The sequence below is a fragment of the Streptomyces sp. NPDC015242 genome (assembly GCF_043079125.1).
Taxonomy (GTDB): domain Bacteria; phylum Actinomycetota; class Actinomycetes; order Streptomycetales; family Streptomycetaceae; genus Streptomyces.
On the sequence record NZ_JBIBUF010000003.1, the window covers coordinates 621,352 to 641,384 of the forward strand.

The following is a 20,033-nucleotide window of genomic DNA, read 5'->3' on the forward strand; positions in this document are numbered from 1 at the left end:
GCGATCAGGGCTGGGTGCGACCGCCCCGACCGGATCCGCTGAGCCGGCCGGTTGCCCGCCGGCCGCTATCCTCTAGCGGACCCCACACGGGAACGGGAGACTCCATGTCCGCTGAGTCGGGGGCCGGCCGGCCGAAGGCATCACGCACGCAGCGTTCCGCCGCGGGAAGCGTCGCCTTCGCAGCCGGGGTGCTTCTCGTGCTGGCGACGGCGACGCTCGGTGCGTTCGCGGCCGTGGCCCTGCTGGGCAGGGCCGTGGATCCGGGCCCCCTGTCGAGTCTGGTGCCCGGCGAGGGGCAGCACGCCCTGATCGTCGGTGGCATCGCGGCCGGCGGGCTGACCGGGCTGATGCTGCCGGTGATCCTCTTCGGCATGGTGCGGGGCAACGAGGACACCCCCCGTGTCGGTCCCGTCGCCGCCGGCCGCAAGGTGCTGGCGGTGCTGGTCTTCGACGTCCTGCTGCTGCTCGTGTCGCTCCTCGTGGCCCAGTTGGGCCGGCTGCTCCCGCAGCAGATCACGACGGTGGTCGCCGTCTTCGCCGTCGGATTCAGCTGGATGCCGCTCGCGATGGTTCCTTGGGAGCGCTTCGGTCTGGGCGAGGCGTTCGGGAAGCCGCGCGGCCCGTCCGCGTCACACCAGGCGCAGTGAGCCGGCCAGTTCGTCGGCGACCTTGACGAGCTCGGCGCCGAGTCCCAGGGACGTCCACAGCAGCCGGCACTCCAACACCGTGGGGTGCCGGCGCGGCAGGACGTAGTGGGCGATGCCCTCCACGATCGTTCCGTCCTCCGCCTCCGGGTCCGTGGGCTCCTGACGGTGCACACGCAGGGCCGGTCCCAGGGGCAGCTCGACCTCGGTGAGCACCTGGCCGCCCCCGAAGTACGGGCCCGGCGCGTTCCCGGCCTCGGCCCGGAGTGCGCCCACCGTGCGGGATTCCGCCGGGACGGTCAGCTCGCGCACGGTGTGACTCGCCACGACCGGGCCGTTCCAGGGGGCCAGAACGGCCGCGCACAGGGCGCCCTGCCGCACGGCCGCGCCCCAGTACCAGAGCAGATCCGCCGCGAACGCCTCGTACCACTGCTCCGGTACGCCATCGCCGAGATGCCGTCCGGCGAGAGTGCGTGCCCACACCTCGGGCTCTTCGCTCCGCAGGTCCAGAACCAGCCAGTTGTGAGGAGCGGGCAGCGCGACCCGGCACTCCCGCCACTCCCCCGTGTGTGCCATGGCCGCGTTCACGCTCCGGCCAGCGACGCGTCGGAGCCGGTGACGTCGATCTCCGGTTCCCCGCCGAACAGGCCGACGAAGCTCTTGGTGTCGGAGCCGGCGCCCGTCCCGGTGCCCCCGAGACCCACCAGGTTGTAGGCCATGGCCTGCTTGAAAGCGTCCGGTGTGCCGATGAAGGCCAGGTCCGCCGGGTCGATGTTCTTGATGCGGGCGAGCTCGTCGACCATGCCGGGCCCCGCGTACATGCTGGCCAGGCCGCGTGGACCGGCGGTGGTGTACGCGTCACGGGCCGCCGAGAGGTTGTCGCCCATCTTGAACAGGTCCCGCCAATTGCCTCGGATCGTGGCCAGGTCGTCCGCGAAGGAGCCGGGCAGACCCCGGAAGGCCGCCCTCAGGCCCACGTCGGGCAGGGCGGCACCGGGGCGCGCTCCGGCCCGTGCCCCGACCATGGACTCGACGAGCGCGCGGCGCGCGGCCGAGCTCATGCCAGGGTTCCAGCCGCGCACGTACTGCGTGGCCGCCGTCCACACGCGACTGCGGCCGACGGTGGCTGCGGCCTTGGCTCCCGCCGAGAAGACCCGGCCGATGCCGAACGTGGCGAGACCCAGCACGTCGACGGCCACGTCTCCCCAGCTGCCGTCGCCGTTGACGGCGAGCAGCACGTGACAGACCAGTGAGATCGCCGTCATCACCAGGGCAATGGTGCCGAGCACGCCTGCCAGGGCCTGTCCGATCACAGGGATCCAGCCGACGAGCAGCGACAGCACCCCGCAGACGGCGGCGATGGCTCCCGTGATGTCACTGACCATCTTCAGGGTGTCGCGCAGGTCGTCGAGCAAGCCGTCGTTGAGGCCGTCGCCCTCGGTGGTGTCGTGGATGCGCCGTGCGGCCTTGTCGCCGGCGTCCTTGTGACGCCTTTTCAGCCCGGCGAGCTGCCCGCGCAGCCCGTCCAGACCCTCCTGGAGGTCGGTGACGGCTTTGTCGAGCTTGTCCCGGGCGTCGTCGTCGGTGCCGTCCGGCGGGTTCCGGGCCTTGTTCCTGGCCGTGGTCAGGCTTTCGTGTTGGGTCTCGGCCCGGGTGAGGAGCTTGTCGGCCTCGCCCTGGATCGTCTCCAGGTCGGTGGAGTAGTCCTTGAGGGCGGAGCCTGCGTCCGCGTAGCGGTCGTGCGCCTTGCCCACCGTCCTGGCCGTCTCGTTCGCCTTCTCGGCGAAGGCACGGCCGGCCTCGGAGTCCCAGCTCTCCAGGTTGCCGATGCGGCGCAGTGCGTCGGCGGTCTTGGTGATGGTCTCGGCCGTGGCCGTGAACCGGCGGGCGAGGGCCTTCATGTCGTGCACGTCGCCGGGCACGGGATCGCCGCTCTCCCCCAGCACCTCCCACCGGTGGCCGGCCGGGCGGGTCACTTCTTCTTCCCCTTGCCGGTGAGCGCGTCGTACAGCGCGGTGTCCAGCTCGGTGTAGGCATTCCCGGCCTCTTTGGCGAGCGTGCCGAGTCCCTTGATCTCCTCGATCATCTTCTTGCGGTTGTCGTCCCAGCCGTCGGAGAACTCCTGGAGCCGGTCGTGCAGCGCCTGGTGGCCGACGGTGCGGCGGTCGTAGGCGTCCATGAGCTTGTCGAGCCCCTCCAGCTCGGTCGCCACCGTCCGCAGTCCGGTCCCGGCCGTCCGGAGATCCTGTGTCGAGACCCTGAGCCTCTTGCTCACCGCTGCTCCTCGCCCGTCCGCTCCTCGTCGCGCTGCCGCCAGCGCAGCGTTCCCGCGACCGCGTCGAACAGTTCCACCATGGCGTCCGCGATCGGCTCCAGCGGTGTGCTGAACGTCAGCATCAGCACCTCGTCGCGGTCCGGGACCGGCACGAAGTACTCGACGACGGTGTCCTCGAACTCCGAGCCCAGCTTGCGCGACTGCTTCGTCCGCTCCCGTCGCAGCAGCCGGGCCACCCGTCCGACGGCGGGCAGGGTCTCCAGGGTGACCTCGCCGGACCCGGCCAGGGCGGCCACGGCGTCGAGGCCGTCGAACCTCTCGTACAGGCGGGAGATCAGCAAGGACGCCGACAGCGGGATGCCGCCCGCCTCGAGGAACGACAGGTACAGGACCACGCCGCCCTGCTCTACCGCCGCCCCGGCCGTGCCGAGGAGTTGTTCCTCGGCCTTCCGGCGCAGCACGGGCTGGTCGTCGACCCCCGCGAACTGGCGCTTGATCAAGGCGTTCACAGACGCCTCGCGGCGGTCCGCGGGCAGCAGCGGGATGCGGTACCAGTCCTCGGGCGTGATCAGCCCGAAGACCGGCGCACGCGACCCGGCCGGCTGGGTTGTCGAAGCTCGTCTCACTGTCGTTCTCTCACCGGCGACCGAAAAGGGACCCTCGCCAAGGGCCGTTCATCGCCCGCCCCCGTCGATGCCGGCTCAGCTTAGCCGCCGGACACGGCGTGCCTGCGGCTCTCGCGATCCCTCACCCGCCGCTCCCTCGTCGGCCACAACCGCGGCCTCTGCCGCGCCGCCAGGTCCTCCGCCCAGCCGAAGGCCACGACGCACGCGCCGATGAGGAGCCAGACCAGGACCAGGACCGGCCACGGGCTTTCCAGCAGCCCGGGGACGTTCTGTTCCAGCAGGGGGAAGCCCCACAGGTGGTCCCAGAGAGTCGCGGCGATCAGGATGCACGTGTTGTGCCAGAGGTAGATCGTGACGGCCCGGGAGTTGAGCAGGGTGATGGTGCCGGCGAAGGGGCGCAGCCGGCGGGGCCAGTCGGACCAGGACGGGCTGACGTGGAGCAGCAGCAGGACCGTGCCGAAGGACCACAGGGCCTGGGCCAGGGGCATGCTGTCGAGGTCGTTGCCGTCGCCGAAGTCGTGGCGCACGGCGTACCAGAGGCCGGCCAGGGCGATGACGGGCGCCACGGACGGGACGATGTAGCGCGGCAGCCGCCGCAGGATGCCCTCCTGGTGGGCCATGCCGAGGATCCAGCAGGCGCCGAAGGTGGAGAAGTCCGTGAGCGCCGACGGGATCCGCTCGCCGGGCAGCGTGAGCCAGCCCTGTTCGAAGGCGACGGCCAGGACGATGGGCAGGGACAGCGTGACCACCGGCAGCGCGCGCAGGGCCTTCAGCAGCAGCGGGGACAGCAGGACGTACCAGAGGTAGGCGCGGATGTACCAGAGGGGCCCCGCGAGGTCCGCCGCCCAGTTCTCGCCGATGAGACCGGGCACGCCGGGCAGCCCTTCGCCGTACGGCGGGTCGCTGAGCGGGACGATCCAGAAGGTGAGGTGGAGCCACCACCAGCCGGGGTGGCCGTCCGCGTCCGGGCCCCAGCCCTGCAGGACCATGCCGGTGACGCCGACGACGCCCAGCAGCCACAGCGGGGGCAGCAGCCGCCGCATGCGGCCGCGGATCACCTGGACCGGGGGGCGCTTGAGCGAGCGGGCCATGAGGTTGCCGGCGAGCGCGAACATCACGCCCATGGAGGGGAAGACCAGCGGCAGCCAGGCCCAGCCGGTCAGGTGGTACAGCACGACCCGGAACAGCGCGACGGCGCGCAGCAGGTCGAAGTAGCGGTCACGTCCGGGCTTCGGCGCAGGGGTCTGTTCCTTCGGCAGGTCCGGTACGGCCTGCGCGGCGGGAGCCGTGGTCATCCGACCGGCCTCCCGTCCATCTGCTGCTGGGGCGTGGTGGTCCCGCCACCGGGCAGCCCCACCGCGCCCGTGCGCCGCAGCTTCTGCCAGCGCAGCCGGCCGCCGGTGAGGGCGGTGATCCAGGACTGGAGCAGGACGACGTACATGAGCTGCCGGTAGAGGAGTTGCTGGAGCGGCAGGGAGATCAGGTGGGTCATGCGTTCCTTGTCCAGGTGGAACGCGTAGGCCGCGCACACCCCTTGCACGGCGAGGACGCCCAGCCAGGCGCCGATGGTCTTCTCGGTCGGGCCGAACACCAGCCCGTACAGCAGGAACACGTCGATCAGCGGGGCGAGCAGCGGCGCCACGACCATGAACATCGACACCAGCGGCAGGCCGACCCGGCCGAAGCGGCCCGAGGGCCCGCGGTCGACGAGGGCCCGGCGGTGCTTCCAGATCGCCTGCATCGTGCCGTACGACCAGCGGTAGCGCTGGGACCACAGTTGCTGGACGGACTCGGGGGCCTCGGTCCAGGCGATGGCCTTCTCCGCGTAGACGACGTGCCAGCCGTCGCGGTGCAGGGCCATGGTGATGTCGGTGTCCTCGGCGAGCGTGTCGTCGCTCATGCCGCCGACCCGTTCCAGGGCGCTGCGCCGGAACGCCCCGACCGCGCCGGGGATGGTGGGCATGCAGCGCAGCACGTCGTACATGCGCCGGTCGAGGTTGAAGCCCATCACGTACTCGATGTGCTGCCAGGCGCCGATGAGCGAGTCGCGGTTGCCGACCTTGGCGTTGCCGGCGACAGCGCCCACGCGCGGGTCGCCGAAGGGCTGCACGAGTTCGCGGACGGTGGTCGGCTCGAAGACGGTGTCGCCGTCCATCATCACGATGATGTCGTGGCGGGCGTTGGCGATGCCCCGGTTGAGGGCGGCCGGCTTGCCCGCGTTGAGCTGGCGGACGACGCGCACGCCGGGCAGGCCCAGGTTCTCGACGATGCGCGCGGTGCCGTCGCTGGAGCCGTCGTCGATGACCAGCACCTCGATGGGATGGTCGCTGGCCACCAGGGAACGGACCGTCTGCTCGATGCACTTGGCCTCGTTGTAGGCGGGCACGAGCACCGACACCGGTTCGGTGACCGGCTCCCCCCAGCGGAAGCCCTTGCGCCGGACGCGGCGGGCGTGCGCGACGGAGAGGACCAGCATGAGCCCGAGGCGGGCGAAGACCAGGACGCCGACGACCGCGAGACCGGCGACGAGGACGTCGGTCGTCTTCTCGGAGGCCTGCACCAGGAAGACCCAGGCGTCGCCCTTCAGCGCCTCCAGCCCGGCGACGGGGGTGTGCGCGCTCGGGGCGTCGAGGGCCCCGGTGAGGGTGTGGAAGCGGTAGCCCTGGTCCTGCAGCCCTCTGATGTACCGGTCGAGCGCGGCCACGGTCTGGGACCGGTCGCCGCCGGAGTCGTGCATCAGCACGATGGCGCCCTTGCCGCCCTTCGGCATGGCGTTGCTGATGATCTTCTCGACCCCGGGCCGGCGCCAGTCCTCGCTGTCGGTGTCGTTGACGATGGTGATGTAGCCCTTGCTGCCGATGTACTCGGTGACCGGCCAGGAGTTGTTGTCCATGTTCCGGGCGTACGAGGAGTAGGGCGGGCGGAACAGCGAGGTGCGGATGCCGGCGGCGCCGGCCAGGGCGAGCTGGTTCTGGGACAGTTCCCAGTCGACGCGGCTCTTGCTCTGCAGCGACAGGTCCGGGTGGTTGAAGGTGTGCAACCCGATCTCGTGGCCCTCGTCGACCATGCGCTGGACGAGGTCCGGGTAGCGCGAGGCCATCGTGCCGGTGATGAAGAAGACGGCCCGGGCTTCGTGCCTCTTCAGCACGTCGAGCACCTTGGGCGTCCACTCGGGGTCGGGGCCGTCGTCGAAGGTCAGGACCAGCTCGTGGTCCGGGAGGCGCAGGCTGGTGGGGTCACCGTCCCGGGTGTCGATGACGGGACCGCCCTTGAGGACGTCCTTCGGGACGCGGTCGTTGGCGGCGGGCGGGCCGACGCGGTGGTCGGCGAGGATCTCGCTGTGGACGTAGCCGCGCAGCATGAGCATCGCCATCAGCGCGACGAGCACGAGCAGGGGCAACAGCAGGCGCAGGGGCAGGCGACGGCGCCGGAAACCCCCACGGGCTCGTGACGCGGGCCCGGAACGGCGGAGCGGGGATGCCATGGGTGGTGGTACCTCGGGATGGTGCGGAACGGGGTGCTGCGGGGACGGGTGGTGCGGCGGGGTCTCGGGACTGAGGCGGTCTGAGGGCTCGGGCGGGAATCGGGACTGAAGCGGCGGTCTGAGGGCTGAAGCCCGCTCCGGGCTCGGGCGGGAATCGGGCTGGAACCGGGATCCAGGGCTCGGGCGGGTCTCGAACCCGAACCGGCTCTCGGCCCGGGGTGGGTCTCGGGTCCGAACCGGCCGTCGGCCCGAACCGGGTCTCGGCCCGGGACAGGTCCCGGGATCGGGGCGGAGGCGGTCGAGGGCCGGGAACCCCTGACGCCGACGCCCGAGGGCCACGGGGGCGAGGAGGGGGACGGCCACGCGCGGCGCTGGGGTCGTACCGCCGTGCTGCCGCCGCCCGCTGCGCTGGACCGCGCCGGCGGCACGGGTCCCGTGCCGTACGGCCGGCCACCGCCCCGGGACGTCCGGCCGGTCGGGCCACGCGGCCCTCCCCGGGAGACGGCCCGGCCGGGTCGTCGCCCGGTGTGCCGGACTCCGCCCGGGGCCGACGCCGCCGTGGGCGGCAGCCGGGCTAGACCGCCGGTGTCCCGGCGACCGGCTCGGGCTCCGCCGGGCCGTCGGCCACCGTTCCGGTGTCGCCGCCGTCGCCGGTGCCCGTGGTCGGGGTCGGGGTCGGGGTGGTGCCGCCCGTGGGTGTCGGGTCGGCGGCCGGGGTGGTCGGCGGGTCCGCCGGTTTGCTCGGGGCCGGCTCGCTCGCGCCGGTGCCCGGGGCCGGTGCCGTCCGGGTCGCCTTCGGCGTGGGCTCGGCCGACGGGTCGGGACGGCCGGAGCCGGCGGTGGCCTCCGGCGGCAGGGCGCTGGGGCCGGACGAGGGCACCGCGGACTCCCCGGCGGCCGGCGTGCCGCTCGGGGCGGTGACGCCGGTGTCCGACGCCGGGGCCGACTCCGCCGGCAGCGGCGGGCTGTCGACCTGCCCGGCCGGCGGCGCCTCCTTCTGGCCCGGCACGGGCAGCCAGGGGGCGTTGGCGTTGCCCGACATCAGCGTGGCGACGATCACGACGGCGTAGACGCCGCAGGCCAGCGCGACGGCCAGGCCGATCCTGCGGAAGCGGCGGCTGCGGCGGCCGGACTCGTCGACGAAGACGGGCCGGTCGGCGGCGGGTGCGGTGCCCGGGCCTTCCTTCACGGGCCGGACGAATCCGTCCCCGAGCTGTACGGCGTCGAGCTGGACCGTGACCTCGTGCGGGTCGTGGGTGTGCTCGGCCGGGCCGCCCCCGGGACCCGCCCCGGGATTCGCCGCGGTATCGGCGCCGGACCTGCCGGGGCCGGCTTCCTCCGGCTCCTGCCACGGGTCGCGCACGGCCGGCCGGGACGACCGGGACACCGCGGACGCCACGGACTCCGCGGATGCCACCGACTCCGCGGACCCGGTGGACGCGGCGAGCGAGTCGGCCTCGCCCTCGCTCTGCCGGGGGATGCCGCGCAGTATCTCGGTCCCGGCGGACAGCCGCGCGGCGGTGAGCCGGACGTCGCCCTCGGGGAAGACCTGCGTGGCTCTGCCCCCGCCGCTTCTGCCGTCCGCGGTGAGTTCACCGGTCGCCGTAGCGGCCTCGGGCCATTCGGGTTGGGCGTCTTCTCGCCACTTTGTCACGCGCACGCACTTCCCCCCACGGGATGGTTCAGGTGCGCTGACGACCTGAGCACCCGCCGTCGGACCGGGCCCCCACCCGTCCGAGCGCCCCCTATTACCACACCGTGCTCAGGCGTCGAATGTAGCGCACGCGCGGGTTTCGTGTGGGCGCCGTGTCGAATCGTGTCAATCGTGAGACGCCATGAGGACATGATCGGCGGCCGGAATCCATCCCCCCGGAGGCCGCCGCAGCCACCCCTCCGCCGCCGCGAGCCGGGCCGCCGCCGCGCGCAGCGCGTCGAACGCGGGGTGGGTCAGGCCCCTGCGCCACACCAGGGACACCGGCGACAGCGGCACGGGGTCGACCAGGGGCCGCAGCACGGTGGACGGCAGCGCCGGGAACCCCACCACGGCCAGGATCGGATGACGCGTCCTGGCCATGATCCGCTGGAACTCCTCCTCGCCGACGGCCAGCGGTGCGGGCGGCGCGAGTTCGATCCCCCGTCCCTCGAACAGCAGCCGTGCGAGCGCCGTCCACTCCGAGGTACGCGGATTCCCGGCCCCCGCGTAGACGGTCTCGCCCGCCAGCTCGGCGAGGGGCACCTCGGCCGCCCCGGCGAGCCGGTGGTCCTCGGGCAGCACGACGGCCATCGGCTCGTACCGCACGGGCTGGTGGTCGAGCCCGGTCCGCAGCGCCGGGTCCAGCCCGGCGAACCGCCCGAACGACGCGTCCAGCCGCCCCGCGAGCAGCTCCCCGGCCGCCCACGTCAGGCCGCTCTCGTAGCGGGCCATCAGCTCGTGCCCGGGGGCGAGTTCGCGGGCCAGGTGCAGCACGCGGCGCGGTGTGACCAGGCCCGGGGAGTTGAGGTCGACGAGCAGGGGCCGGGCCTGGCCGAAGGCGGCGAGCAGGTCGTCCTGGGCCCGCAGCACCCGCCGGGCGTACGGCAGGAGCCGCTCGCCGTCGGGCGTGAGCGTCACCTGCCGGGTGGTCCGTACGAACAGTTCGGCGCCCAGTTCCCGCTCCAGCCGCCGCACGTCCCGGCTGAGCGCCTGCTGCGCCAGGTGGAGGCGGAGCGCGGCCCGGGTGAAGTGCAGCTCCTCCGCGACGGTGACGAAGGCGCGCAGGAGGCGCGGGTCGAGGTGGGCGGGCATGCCGTGAACCTACAACGGGCGGCGCCGCGGCAGGTCAGGGGGCGGTGGACTGCCCCCGGGTCCCGGTCTCGCCCTTCGGTGCCTCCGCGCCGGCGGACGGCGGGTTCTGGCCCACCCGGTGGCGGGGCGCCGACCGTACGGGCGGCCGCGTCAGGGTGATCTGCCGGACGACCTGCTGGAAGCAGGCCAGCGCCGCGATGCCGGGCAGGGCCGCCGCGGCGGTGCCGAGGACGGTCCGCGGCGCCTGGGCGACGCAGAGCAGGACGGCGACGCAGGAGAAGACCAGCACGACGCACCAGGAGTGCGCGGCCCGGCGCTGGTGCAGCGCGGCCCGCAGCACGGAGAGCGAGGCCACCAGCCAGGGCCCGTACACCAGCAGGGGCCACCAGGTGCGCAGGCCCCGTTCCGCCGGGGACGCGGCGACCAGGCGCAGCGGGTCGTAGGCGACGATGCCGCTCAGGAGGCTCACGGCGGTGGCGATCACGGCCGCCAGGGCGGCGACCAGGAAGCTGGTGGTGCGCAGCAGGCGGGGTGCCTTGCGGGTCCGGACCTTGCGGTGGCGCCGGGGGACGTCCCGGACGGGCGGGAGCTCCTCGGTGATGTCCTGGAGCCGTCTCATCCGCTCGCCGCCGGGTGCGGGGACCGCTTCGGCGGTCGCGGCCGGTGGCTCGTCGCGGGGGGCGGGGATCCGCGTCGCCTCCTGCTGGAGAGCCTCCTCGAGGATGAAGGCCAGTTCCTCGGCCGGGTCCCAGGTGGGGTCCGGGGGCGTCAGCGGGGTGGCGAAGTCCCGGGCCGGGGCCCGGTGCCGTCCGGTGCCTTCGATTCCGTTGTCGTACATGACGTGGCCCGCTATTCCGCGAACGCGAAAGCGGGCCATTCCGTCGCACTGATCCACCGTCGGGCGAGATCCTTTTCCAGGTCGCTCATGGCGTCGATGAAATCGCGCAGCACCGGTTCGGTCACCTGCAGTGTGACCGGGCAACCCCCTCTGGTGAGCGTGCCGTTGACGGTGGCGGACGAGTGCGCCGGTGCCGGAATGTAGGTGTACGGGCCGAGCGTTACCGCCCAGCCGTCTTTCCTGGTCGCCTCGGTCATGTACCGACTAACCGTCGGCCCACTTCAGCGGATGCGCGGCAAACGAGTGAAGGATTTTCCCGAATGAACATCTTTTCCATGCGCGATGAGGACCATTAGGAATCTCCATATCGCTGTATGAAGAACAGAGAGCGAATGTTTCTCGCCACGTCCTTTTCGGCCTGGCCCGCGGGCTCCGCGCGCCGGGTACGGGACTCACAACGCAGGTGCGTGAGTGCGGGCGGAACAGGTGTTGGACGGTTCGATCACCCCGGGGTGACGGTGGGCGCATGCCGCCCCTCGCTCCGTACCGCCGCCTGTTCCGCCTGCCGGGCACCCGCGCCTTCACCGCCGGGAACCTGATCGCCCGGCTGCCGATGGGCATGTTCAGCGTCAGCGCGGTCGTCATGATCGCCGGTACCCGGGGCTCGTACGCCCTGGCCGGGGCCGTCACGGCGACGGGGCTCGCGGCGACCGCGGTGGTCGCGCCGTGGACGGCGCGGCTGGTGGACCGCCACGGCCAGGCCCGGGTCGCGCTGCCCGCCACGGCGATCGCCGTCCTGGGGTCGCTCGCCCTGCTGCTGTGCGTCCGTCACGACGCCCCCGACTGGACCCTGTTCGCCTCCTACGCCGCGACCGCCACCACCCCGAACACCGGCGGCATGGCCCGGGCCCGCTGGGCGCATCTGCTGGCCGGTGACGCGAAGGCCCTGCACACCGCCAACTCCTTCGAACAGGCCGCGGACGAACTCTGCTTCATGCTGGGCCCCGTGCTCGCGGCCTTCCTGTGCGGGACGCTGTTCCCGGAGGCGGGCACGCTCGTCGGTGCGGTGCTGCTGCTGACCGGCACGGTGCTGTTCACGAGCCGGCGCGCGACGGAGCCGCCGGTGCGGGGGCACATACCCGGGAAGTCCCCGTGGCGGGCCCCCGGCATGGCGCCGCTGCTCGCGGTCTGCCTGGCGATGGGCGGGATCTTCGGCGCGACGGAGGTCGTGACGCTCGCCTTCGCGGACGCCGCGGGGCACCGGACCGCGGCCGGTGCCGTGCTGGCGCTGCAGGCGGCGGGATCGTGCGCGGCGGGCCTGCTCTACGGGGCGTCGCGACCGGACGGGCCGGCCGCGCGACGGCTCGCCCTGTGCGTGGCCGCGATGGCCGCCCTGCTGACCCTGCCGCTGCTCGCGGCCGCCCTCACCGGGTCGCTCCCGATTCTTGCGGCGGCCCTGCTGGTGGCCGGGATGGCGACGGCCCCGACGATGATCACGACCATGACGCTGGTCCAGCAGCGCACCCCGGAGGGCCGGCTCAACGAGGGCATGACCCTCGCGGTGACCGGCCTGCTGGGCGGCATCGCCCTCGGCAGCGCGCTCGGCGGCTGGGCAGTGGACCACGCCTCGGCGACGGTGGGCTACGCGGTCCCGCCGGTGGCGGCCGCCGTGGCTCTCGCGCTCACCCTGACAGGCGTGTCGAACCGCTTCGCCCTTCAGCGCACGCCCCATTGACGCTCACCCGCCCCGCGCCTACGTTCGACCGTCGAAGCGCTTCAACCACGGTTACCGGGACAGTGAGGGACTCCCATGACGTTCACCGGCGGCTACCGGGTGCCGGAGCCGGCCTGATGGCCAGGATCACGGACGTGGCGCGCCGGGCCGGGGTCTCCCCCAGCACCGTGTCGTACGCGCTGAGCGGCAAGCGCCCGATCTCGGCGGCGACCCGGCGGCGCGTGGAGGAGGCCGCCCGGGAGCTGGGCTACCGTCCGCAGCAGGGCCCGCCGGGGTACGGCACGTCGAAGGTGCTGGCCGTGGCGGCTCCGTTGCGCGGGGGCGTGCACCTTCCGGCGTTGATGCGGCTGACGCAGTCGGTGGTGACGGCCGCCCGTGCCCACGGCCACGACGTGCTGCTCCTCACCCACGAGGAGGGCCTGGCCCGGTGCGGGACGACGGCTCCGGCGGACGCGGTGCTGGTCACGGACGTCGGCCTCCACGACCCGCGTCTGCCGCTGCTGCGCTCCCTGCGCCGCCCTGTCGTGCTGATCGGCCTGCCCGCCGACGCGCACGGTCTGACCTGTGTGGATCTGGACTACCGCGCGGCGGGCGAGGTCTGCGTGGAGCATCTGGCCCGCCTCGGCCACCGCGCCGTGGCCCTGGCCGGTCCGCCGCCGGAGGCCTGTCCGCGCGGGACCGCCTCGGCCCGCCGCCTGGTCGAGGGCTTCACGGCAGCGGCCGACCGGCACCGGCTGGCGTCGTCGGTGCACCCGGCCGAGCGGTCCGAGGCCCCCACCCTCGCGGACCGGTTGCTGCGCGCCCGCCCCGCCCCGACGGCCGTGGTCGTCCAGAACGACGCCCTCCTGGTCCCGCTGCTCACGGCCTTCCGGCAGCGCGGCGTACGCGTCCCGGAGGACCTGTCGGTGCTGGCCGTCGGCGCCGACGTGCCCGGCACGGTCTCGGCCGTCGTCGTGCCGACGGCGCGACTGGGCGGCCTCGGGGTGGAGTTGCTGATGCGCGCGCGGACCGGCACGGGCGGACCGGAGACGACCCTGCTGCCGCCCCGGCTGACGGAGCGGGGCAGCACCGCCCCCGGCAGCACGGGCCGGGCATGACGAAGGCCCCGCCGCTCGGAAGCGACGGGGCCTTCGCCCACATGGGATGAGTGGAGATGGCGGGAATCGAACCCGCGTCCAACGGTGCAGAACCAGGGCTTCTCCGTGTGCAGTTCGCTGCGATTTTCTCGGCCCCGGCGATCACGCGAACAAGTCGCCGACGGGCCCAGTCACTGTTTGATTTCCCATCGAGCCCCGTGACCGGGCTCGATGGTTTAGTTCCCTAGCTTATGCCAGGATCCGGGCCGGGAACGCTCCCGGGCTGACACCCATTAGGGTCCTTCAGTCACTGCTTATCAGGCAGCGAGGGCGAAGGACTGGGAATCGCGCTTGGTGTTGGCGATTATTTTTTGCGACATATGGTTTACGAGATCATTGCCGCTTCCTCGACACGCTTCCCCTGCTTCGACAGCCGCTGTCGAAACCGATCATCCCCATGTTGTGTTGACAATCCCCTCCGGAGAGGGGTGCGTACCCACTGCGGGGTGCGAGCACCATCGTACGTGACCAACGCAGGTCGGTGCCAGCGTATTCCCTACGCCCCGCGCTGCCTGCGCTTCACCGCCGCGATCGCGCGGTCGGTCTCCCGGCGGTCCTGCTTCTCCCGCAGCGCCTGCCGCTTGTCGTACTCCTTCTTGCCCTTCGCCAGCGCGATCTCGACCTTGGCCCGGCCGTCCTTGAAGTACAGCGAGAGCGGCACGATGGTGTGGCCCGTCTCGCCCGACTTCGACTCCAGCTTGTCGATCTCGGCACGGTGCAGCAGCAGCTTCCGCTTGCGGCGGGCGCTGTGGTTGGTCCAGGTGCCCTGGGTGTACTCCGGCACGTGCACGTTGTACAGCCACGCCTCGTTCCCGTCGAGCTGCACGAAGCCGTCGACCAGCGACGCCCGTCCTTGGCGCAGGGACTTCACCTCGGTCCCGGTGAGGACCAGGCCGGCCTCGTAGGTGTCGATGACGAGGTAGTCGTGCCGCGCCTTCTTGTTCTGCGCGATCAGCTTGCGCCCTTTTTCCTTAGCCATAGTGCCGCCCATTTTCGCACCATGGAGGGGGTCGGCGGGAAGCGGATTACGAGGAGGTCGCGAGGCCGCGCAGGACGCTCTCCGCCCGCTGCAGGGCCCCTTCGGCGGCGTCCAGGTCGGGCGTGATGCCCCGGCCGTCCACTCCGCGGCCCGAGGGGGTGCGGTAGTGGCCGACGGTCAGCTCCGCGACGGAGCCGTCGGGCAGCCGGCTCGGCATCTGGACCGAGCCCTTGCCGAAGGTGCGCGAGCCCACGACCAGCGCGCGGCCGCGGTCCTGCAGGGCGCCGGTGAGGAGTTCGGCCGCGCTCATCGTGCCGCCGTCGACGAGCACGACCAGGGGTCTCGTGGTGTCGCCGCCGGGCCGGGCGTGCAGGGCGCGCTGGGCGCCGTCGACGTCGTAGGTGGCGACCAGGCCGCCGTCGAGGAAGGCGGAGGCGGCGGTGACGGCCTCGGTGACCAGGCCGCCGGAGTTGCCGCGCAGGTCGAGGACGACGCCGCCGGGCGGGGCCTGCCGGACGGCCGAGCGGACCTGCTCGCCGGAGCCCTTGGTGAAGGTGGCGACCTGGATGACGGTGAGGGAACCCGCGGCCTCCCGGACGGTGACCGAGTCGGTGGAGAGCTGGGCCCGGCGCAGGATCCGGGTCCACGCGCGCGTGCCGCGCTCCAGGCCGAGCCGGACGGTCGTGCCGGCGGGGGCGTCGGTGGCGTCACCGCGCAGTAAGGAAACCACCTCGGTGACCGGGCGGCCGTCGGTCTTCCGGCCGTCGACGCTGCGCAGCAGGTCGCCGGGGCGGATCCCGGCGGCGGCCGCGGGCGAGCCGGCGCGCACCTTCGTCACCTCGATACGGCCGTCGCGCTCACTGCGCGCCCACAGGCCGACACCGGTGTACTGGCCGTCGAGGGCTTCCTCGAACTCCTCGTACTCGCCTTCGGAGTAGACGGCGCCCCAGCGGTCGCCGCTGCGGCTGACGGCGCGTTGCGCGGCCTCCACGGGGGACTTGCCGTCGGCCATGGCTTCCTCGGCCGCCCTGCTGATCTCCGCGTGGCGCGCGGCCTGACTCACCGAACGGGCCTCGTCCGGCGCGGGCTTCCGGTCGCCCTGGGGCAGCGCGCCGGTGGCCGCGCCGGCGGCGAGCACGCTCGCGAAGACCAATGTCAGGGCGGCCCCGCGGCGGACGCGGCGGGGCTGACAGAACGGGTCACGACCTGACATGCCGGTGAGTCTAGGACAAGGGGAAGGGCCGTACGGTCCGTTGACCGTACGGCCCCTCTTGGCATGCGTCACACCTTCAAGTACTTGCGCAGCGCGAAGAACGCGGCCAGCGCGGGCATCAGCAGGCTTGTCGCGAGGATGAGCGGCAGCTTGGTCAGGACGGCGTCCCAGCCGATGAAGTTGATCAGTGTGAGCTGGTCGGCCAGGGCCAGTCCGTGGTCGATGATGAAGTACCGCGCCACGAGCAGGAACGCGCACGCGAGGGTGCCGCCGATGAGTCCGGCGACCGCGGCCTCCATGATGAACGGCGCCTGGATGTAGAAGCCCGAGGCGCCGACCAGGCGCATGATGCCGGTCTCGCGCCGCCGGCTGAACGCCGAGACGCGCACGGTGTTGACGATCAGCATCAGCGCGACGACCAGCATCAGCGCCATCACCGCGCGCGCGGCCCAGTTCATGCCCTCCAGGAGCTTGAACAGGTTGTCCAGGGTCTCCTTCTGGTCCTGCACGGACTGCACGCCGTCCCGCCCGTTGAAGGCGGTGGCGACCACCTGGTACTTCTCCGGGTCCTTCAGCTTGATGCGGTACGACTCCTGCATCTGGTCCGGCGTGAGCGAGGCGGCCAGCGGGGAGTCGCCGAACTGCTCCTTGTAGTGCTTGTACGCCTGGTCCTGCGACTCGTACGTGACCGTCTGGACGACGTCCATCTTGTCCAGGTCGGCCTTGATCTGCTTCTTCTGGTCCTCGGTCACCGCGCCCTTGGCGCAGTTGGGGTCGGACTCGGCGTCGCTCTTGTTGCAGAGGAAGATCGAGACGTTGACCTTGTCGTACCAGTAACCCTTCATGGTGTTGACCTGGTCGCTCATCAGGAGCGACCCGCCGAACAGGGCCAGCGACAGGGCGACGGAGACGATGACCGCGAAGGTCATCGTCAGGTTGCGGCGGAGACCGACGCCGATCTCCGACAGGACGAACTGGGCGCGCATGGCGGCTGGTTATGCCTTTCCGTGGATCTCGGGAAGCGGTCTCAGTGCTGGTAGCCGTAGACGCCGCGGGCCTGGTCGCGGACGAGGCGGCCCTTCTCCAGCTCGATGACGCGCTTGCGCATCTGGTCCACGATGTTCTGGTCGTGCGTGGCCATCACCACGGTCGTGCCCGTCCGGTTGATGCGGTCGAGCAGCTTCATGATGCCGACGGAGGTCTGCGGGTCGAGGTTGCCGGTGGGCTCGTCGGCGATGAGCAGCTTCGGCCGGTTGACGAACGCCCGCGCGATGGCGACGCGCTGCTGCTCACCACCGGACAGCTCGCCGGGCATCCGGTCCTCCTTGCCGCCGAGCCCGACGAGGTCGAGCACCTGCGGCACGGACTTGCGGATCTCACCGCGCGACTTGCCGATGACCTCCTGCGCGAAGGCGACGTTCTCGCCGACCGTCTTGTTGGGCAGCAGCCGGAAGTCCTGGAAGACCGTCCCCAGCTGGCGCCGCATCTGCGGCACCTTCCAGTTGGAGAGGCGGGCGAGGTCCTTGCCCAGGACGTGCACCTGGCCGTGGCTGCACCGCTCCTCGCGGAGGATCAGCCGCAGGAAGGTGGACTTTCCGGAGCCGGAGGACCCCACGAGGAAGACGAACTCGCCCTTCTCGACCTCCAGGGAGACATCCCTGAGGGCGGGGCGGGTCTGCTTGGGGTAGACCTTGGAGACATTGTCGAATCGGATCACGGATGCACCACGGGTCGCCGGGGGTAGATGAGCGTGACCTTACGCGACCCGGGCACGGCACCGCAGTCACCGGTCGCGGTTGCGCATCGGATGTGCCGTTTTGTACGTCCCCCGCGGAGCCGGGGAACGAGGCGAGCGGCGCGCACCCTCCGGAGGAACCTGGCACAGTGGAGGGGGAACATTCCCACCCCCACGAACGTTGGACACGTGGAACCGTCGCAAGGAGGGCACGCGCATGACGTACGACCGGCTGGTGTGCGCGAACTGCGCGGCCCCCGTGAGCGAGGGCCGCTGCCCCGTGTGCCGCGCGAACCGCGAGCGTCTGCAGCAGGAGAACTTTCTCGCGGGCCTGAGCCCGATGGCGCTGATCGCCCTGCTGACGGTGCTGATCGCCGCCGTGGCCCTGCTGGCACACCAGACCGCGTGACGGCGTAGCCCCCTGAGGCGGCTTTCCGCGGCCGCCTGTCCGTACCGCACGACGAAGGGCCCGGAGCGTGCTGCTCCGGGCCCTTCGCGCTGCGCACACGGTCGGTGCCGGCGCGGCTGCCGTCAGGCGGCAGCGCCGCCCCGGCCGCCCATCAGGCGCGGCAGGACGCGGAAGCCGACACCGCCGGCGATCATCGTTGCGGCGCCGAGCACCAGGAAGGTGGTCTGCGCGGCACCCGTCTCGGCGAGCTCCGGGCCGCCGGCCTGGGCCTGCGGGGCCGGGGTGTTGTCCGAGCCCGTGTCGGTGAGGGCCGAGGAGCCCTGCTCCTGGGTGGAGGCACCACCGGCGGGGTCGGCGTTGTTGCCGCCACCGCCGTTGCCGCCGCCGTTGCCGTTCCCGCCACCGTTGCCGTTGCCGCCGCCGTTGCCGTTCCCGTTGCCCGGGTTGCTCGGCTCGTCCGTCGGGTCCTCGGTCGGCTCGGTGGGCTCGTCCGTGGGCTCGGCCGGGGGCTCCTCGGTCGACGGCGGGTCCGTCGGGAGGTTGGTCGGAATGCCGGTCGGCTCCTCCGTCGGGGTCGGCGTCGGCGTCGGGACCGGCGACTCCTCGGCGCACAGGATGCCGAGCAGGCACTCCTCGCTCTCCGCGGCGGATGCGGCACCAGCGGCGGTCAGCGAGGCACCGGCGGCGATCACGGCACCGGCCGCTATCCGCGCGACACGGATCCGCGTCTTCTTCGTCATGTGGTTGCTACCCCCAGTAGCTCATCGTCATTAGGCAGCGTCGGGGCTGTGCTCGACGGGGACGGCCGCGGTGAAAGGCCCCCCGGTTCACATGCGCCCCAGAGACACGCATGCCGCGCTTAACCCTTCCCACTTTTCAAGAGCACGTCAAGGCCGTTTGCGGGTGCCATGTCCAACTACGGGGGCTATGCCGGGAGTCTGAGGCTGTGAGTGTGATGTAGAACCCAGACATCCGGGTGCAGAAAAGGCAACTGCCGCCCCGAGGACGGCAGTTGCCTTGTCGACAAACTTACTTCTCCTGCTGCTTGCGCCAGCGAATTCCGGCCTCCAGGAAGCCGTCGATCTCGCCGTTGAACACGGCCTCGGGGTTGCCGACCTCGAAGTCGGTGCGCAGGTCCTTCACCATCTGGTACGGGTGCAGGACGTACGAACGCATCTGGTTGCCCCAGGAGTTGCCGCCGTCGCCCTTGAGGGCGTCCATCTTGGCCTGTTCCTCCTGGCGGCGCCGCTCCAGCAGCTTGGCCTGGAGGACGTTCATCGCCGTGGCCTTGTTCTGGATCTGCGAGCGCTCGTTCTGGCAGGAGACGACGATGCCGGTGGGCAGGTGGGTGATGCGCACCGCGGAGTCCGTGGTGTTCACGCCCTGGCCGCCGGGGCCCGAGGAGCGGTAGACGTCGATCCGCAGCTCGCTCTCGTCGATGTCGACGTGATCGGACTGCTCGACCACGGGCAGGACCTCGACGCCCGCGAAGGACGTCTGCCGGCGGCCCTGGTTGTCGAAGGGCGAGATGCGCACCAGCCGGTGCGTGCCCTGCTCGACGGAGAGCGTGCCGTACGCGTAGGGCGCCTGCACGGCGAAGGTGGTCGACTTGATGCCGGCCTCCTCCGCGTACGAGGTCTCGATCAGCTCCGTCTTGTAGCCGCGCTGCTCGGCCCAGCGCAGGTACATGCGCTGGAGCTTCTCCGCGAAGTCGGCGGCGTCCACGCCACCGGCCTCGGCGCGGATGTTGACCAGGGCCTCGCGGGAGTCGTACTCGCCGGACAGGAGGGTGCGGACCTCCATCTCGTCCAGCGCCTTCTTCACCGCGGCGAGCTCGGACTCGGCCTCGGCGCGGGTGTCCGGGTCGTCCTCCTCCTCGGCCATCTCGAAGAGGACGCTCAGGTCGTCGATGCGACCGCGCAGGGCCTCGGCCTTGCGCACCTCCGCCTGGAGGTGGGACAGCTTGCTGGTGATCTTCTGCGCCTCATCGGGGTTGTCCCACAGGGACGGCGCGGCCGCCTGCTCCTCGAGCACGGCGATGTCTGCCCTCATCTTCTCGAGGTCCAGAACGGCCTCGATCGACTCCATGGTCGAGGAGAGGGACTTGAGCTCTTCGGATACGTCGACGACTGCCACGCCCTCCAGCGTAACGGCTCCGCCCGGCGACCATGTCC

20 protein-coding genes and 1 other RNA gene are annotated in these 20,033 nt (G+C 72.0%); 4 read left to right on the forward strand and 17 right to left on the reverse strand.

Translation table 11 applies throughout. The features are described from left to right. Positions 1-104 precede the first annotated feature (104 nt). Positions 105-647, forward strand: coding sequence for a hypothetical protein (locus ACF07N_RS14315; protein WP_392112248.1), 543 nt, complete (start codon positions 105-107; stop codon positions 645-647). Here the strand turns inward: ACF07N_RS14315 and ACF07N_RS14320 are convergent. The 10 genes from ACF07N_RS14320 to ACF07N_RS14365 form a co-directional block, all read right to left on the reverse strand. Further along, a complete protein-coding gene (locus ACF07N_RS14320) occupies positions 630-1,220 on the reverse strand; it encodes a hypothetical protein (protein WP_392112251.1) in 591 nt (196 codons plus the stop codon). The two genes, ACF07N_RS14315 and ACF07N_RS14320, sit on opposite strands and share 18 nt — an antisense overlap. Positions 1,221-1,228: 8 nt before the next feature. Beyond that, on the reverse strand, positions 1,229-2,620 hold the full coding sequence (locus ACF07N_RS14325; protein ID WP_392112254.1) for a putative T7SS-secreted protein: 1,392 nt from the start codon (positions 2,618-2,620) through the stop codon (positions 1,229-1,231). After that, positions 2,617-2,919, reverse strand: a complete 303-nt coding sequence (locus tag ACF07N_RS14330; RefSeq protein WP_392112257.1) for a hypothetical protein — start codon at positions 2,917-2,919, stop codon at positions 2,617-2,619. The genes ACF07N_RS14325 and ACF07N_RS14330 overlap by 4 nt, the downstream gene beginning before the upstream one ends. Beyond that, positions 2,916-3,545, reverse strand: coding sequence for a hypothetical protein (locus ACF07N_RS14335; protein WP_392112260.1), 630 nt, complete (start codon positions 3,543-3,545; stop codon positions 2,916-2,918). The genes ACF07N_RS14330 and ACF07N_RS14335 overlap by 4 nt, the downstream gene beginning before the upstream one ends. A gap of 80 nt (positions 3,546-3,625) precedes the next feature. Next, on the reverse strand, positions 3,626-4,840 hold the full coding sequence (locus ACF07N_RS14340) for an acyltransferase family protein (RefSeq protein WP_392112263.1): 1,215 nt from the start codon (positions 4,838-4,840) through the stop codon (positions 3,626-3,628). After that, a complete protein-coding gene (locus ACF07N_RS14345) occupies positions 4,837-7,029 on the reverse strand; it encodes a bifunctional polysaccharide deacetylase/glycosyltransferase family 2 protein (RefSeq protein ID WP_392112266.1) in 2,193 nt (730 codons plus the stop codon). Before ACF07N_RS14345 ends, ACF07N_RS14340 begins: the two co-directional genes overlap by 4 nt. Before the next feature lie 574 nt (positions 7,030-7,603). Further along, positions 7,604-8,683 (reverse strand): hypothetical protein, encoded by a 1,080-nt coding sequence (locus ACF07N_RS14350; RefSeq protein WP_392112269.1) that lies wholly within the window; start codon positions 8,681-8,683, stop codon positions 7,604-7,606. Positions 8,684-8,848: 165 nt separating this feature from the next. Next, on the reverse strand, positions 8,849-9,814 hold the full coding sequence (locus ACF07N_RS14355; RefSeq protein ID WP_392112272.1) for a LysR family transcriptional regulator: 966 nt from the start codon (positions 9,812-9,814) through the stop codon (positions 8,849-8,851). A gap of 34 nt (positions 9,815-9,848) precedes the next feature. Next, positions 9,849-10,652, reverse strand: a complete 804-nt coding sequence (locus tag ACF07N_RS14360; RefSeq protein WP_392112275.1) for a hypothetical protein — start codon at positions 10,650-10,652, stop codon at positions 9,849-9,851. 11 nt (positions 10,653-10,663) lie between these two features. Then, positions 10,664-10,909 carry a hypothetical protein gene (locus ACF07N_RS14365; protein WP_383335845.1) on the reverse strand — a complete coding sequence of 82 codons (246 nt, stop codon included), beginning with the start codon at positions 10,907-10,909 and terminating at the stop codon, positions 10,664-10,666. Positions 10,910-11,115: 206 nt separating this feature from the next. Between ACF07N_RS14365 and ACF07N_RS14370 the strand changes: the two genes are divergently transcribed. Together ACF07N_RS14370 and ACF07N_RS14375 are read left to right on the forward strand one after the other, a co-directional pair. Further along, the gene (locus ACF07N_RS14370) at positions 11,116-12,387 is read left to right on the forward strand and encodes an MFS transporter (RefSeq protein ID WP_392112278.1); all 1,272 of its coding nucleotides are present in this window, start codon (positions 11,116-11,118) and stop codon (positions 12,385-12,387) included. A 116-nt stretch (positions 12,388-12,503) separates the two neighbouring features. Then, positions 12,504-13,484, forward strand: coding sequence for a LacI family DNA-binding transcriptional regulator (locus tag ACF07N_RS14375; RefSeq protein WP_392112281.1), 981 nt, complete (start codon positions 12,504-12,506; stop codon positions 13,482-13,484). Positions 13,485-13,532: 48 nt separating this feature from the next. Here the strand turns inward: ACF07N_RS14375 and ssrA are convergent. The 5 genes from ssrA to ftsE form a co-directional block, all read right to left on the reverse strand. After that, positions 13,533-13,920, reverse strand: a transfer-messenger RNA (tmRNA) gene (gene ssrA / locus ACF07N_RS14380). A 99-nt stretch (positions 13,921-14,019) separates the two neighbouring features. Next, the gene (gene smpB, locus ACF07N_RS14385) at positions 14,020-14,502 is read right to left on the reverse strand and encodes an SsrA-binding protein SmpB (protein ID WP_392112284.1); all 483 of its coding nucleotides are present in this window, start codon (positions 14,500-14,502) and stop codon (positions 14,020-14,022) included. Positions 14,503-14,548: 46 nt separating this feature from the next. After that, positions 14,549-15,715 (reverse strand): S41 family peptidase, encoded by a 1,167-nt coding sequence (locus tag ACF07N_RS14390; protein ID WP_392112287.1) that lies wholly within the window; start codon positions 15,713-15,715, stop codon positions 14,549-14,551. Between the two features lie 68 nt (positions 15,716-15,783). Then, entirely contained in the window at positions 15,784-16,701 is a 918-nt protein-coding gene (gene ftsX / locus ACF07N_RS14395; RefSeq protein ID WP_383335840.1) for a permease-like cell division protein FtsX, read from the reverse strand. A 41-nt stretch (positions 16,702-16,742) separates the two neighbouring features. After that, entirely contained in the window at positions 16,743-17,432 is a 690-nt protein-coding gene (ftsE, locus tag ACF07N_RS14400) for a cell division ATP-binding protein FtsE (protein ID WP_003990615.1), read from the reverse strand. A 235-nt stretch (positions 17,433-17,667) separates the two neighbouring features. Here ftsE and ACF07N_RS14405 point away from each other — a divergent pair, with 235 nt between their 5' ends. Beyond that, positions 17,668-17,859, forward strand: coding sequence for a hypothetical protein (locus tag ACF07N_RS14405; RefSeq protein WP_094052195.1), 192 nt, complete (start codon positions 17,668-17,670; stop codon positions 17,857-17,859). Between the two features lie 122 nt (positions 17,860-17,981). Here ACF07N_RS14405 and ACF07N_RS14410 read toward each other — a convergent pair whose 3' ends face one another. After that, positions 17,982-18,599 carry a hypothetical protein gene (locus ACF07N_RS14410; RefSeq protein WP_383335839.1) on the reverse strand — a complete coding sequence of 206 codons (618 nt, stop codon included), beginning with the start codon at positions 18,597-18,599 and terminating at the stop codon, positions 17,982-17,984. 289 nt (positions 18,600-18,888) lie between these two features. After that, on the reverse strand, positions 18,889-19,995 hold the full coding sequence (gene prfB, locus ACF07N_RS14415; protein WP_383335838.1) for a peptide chain release factor 2: 1,107 nt from the start codon (positions 19,993-19,995) through the stop codon (positions 18,889-18,891). Between the last annotated feature and the right edge of the window lie 38 nt (positions 19,996-20,033).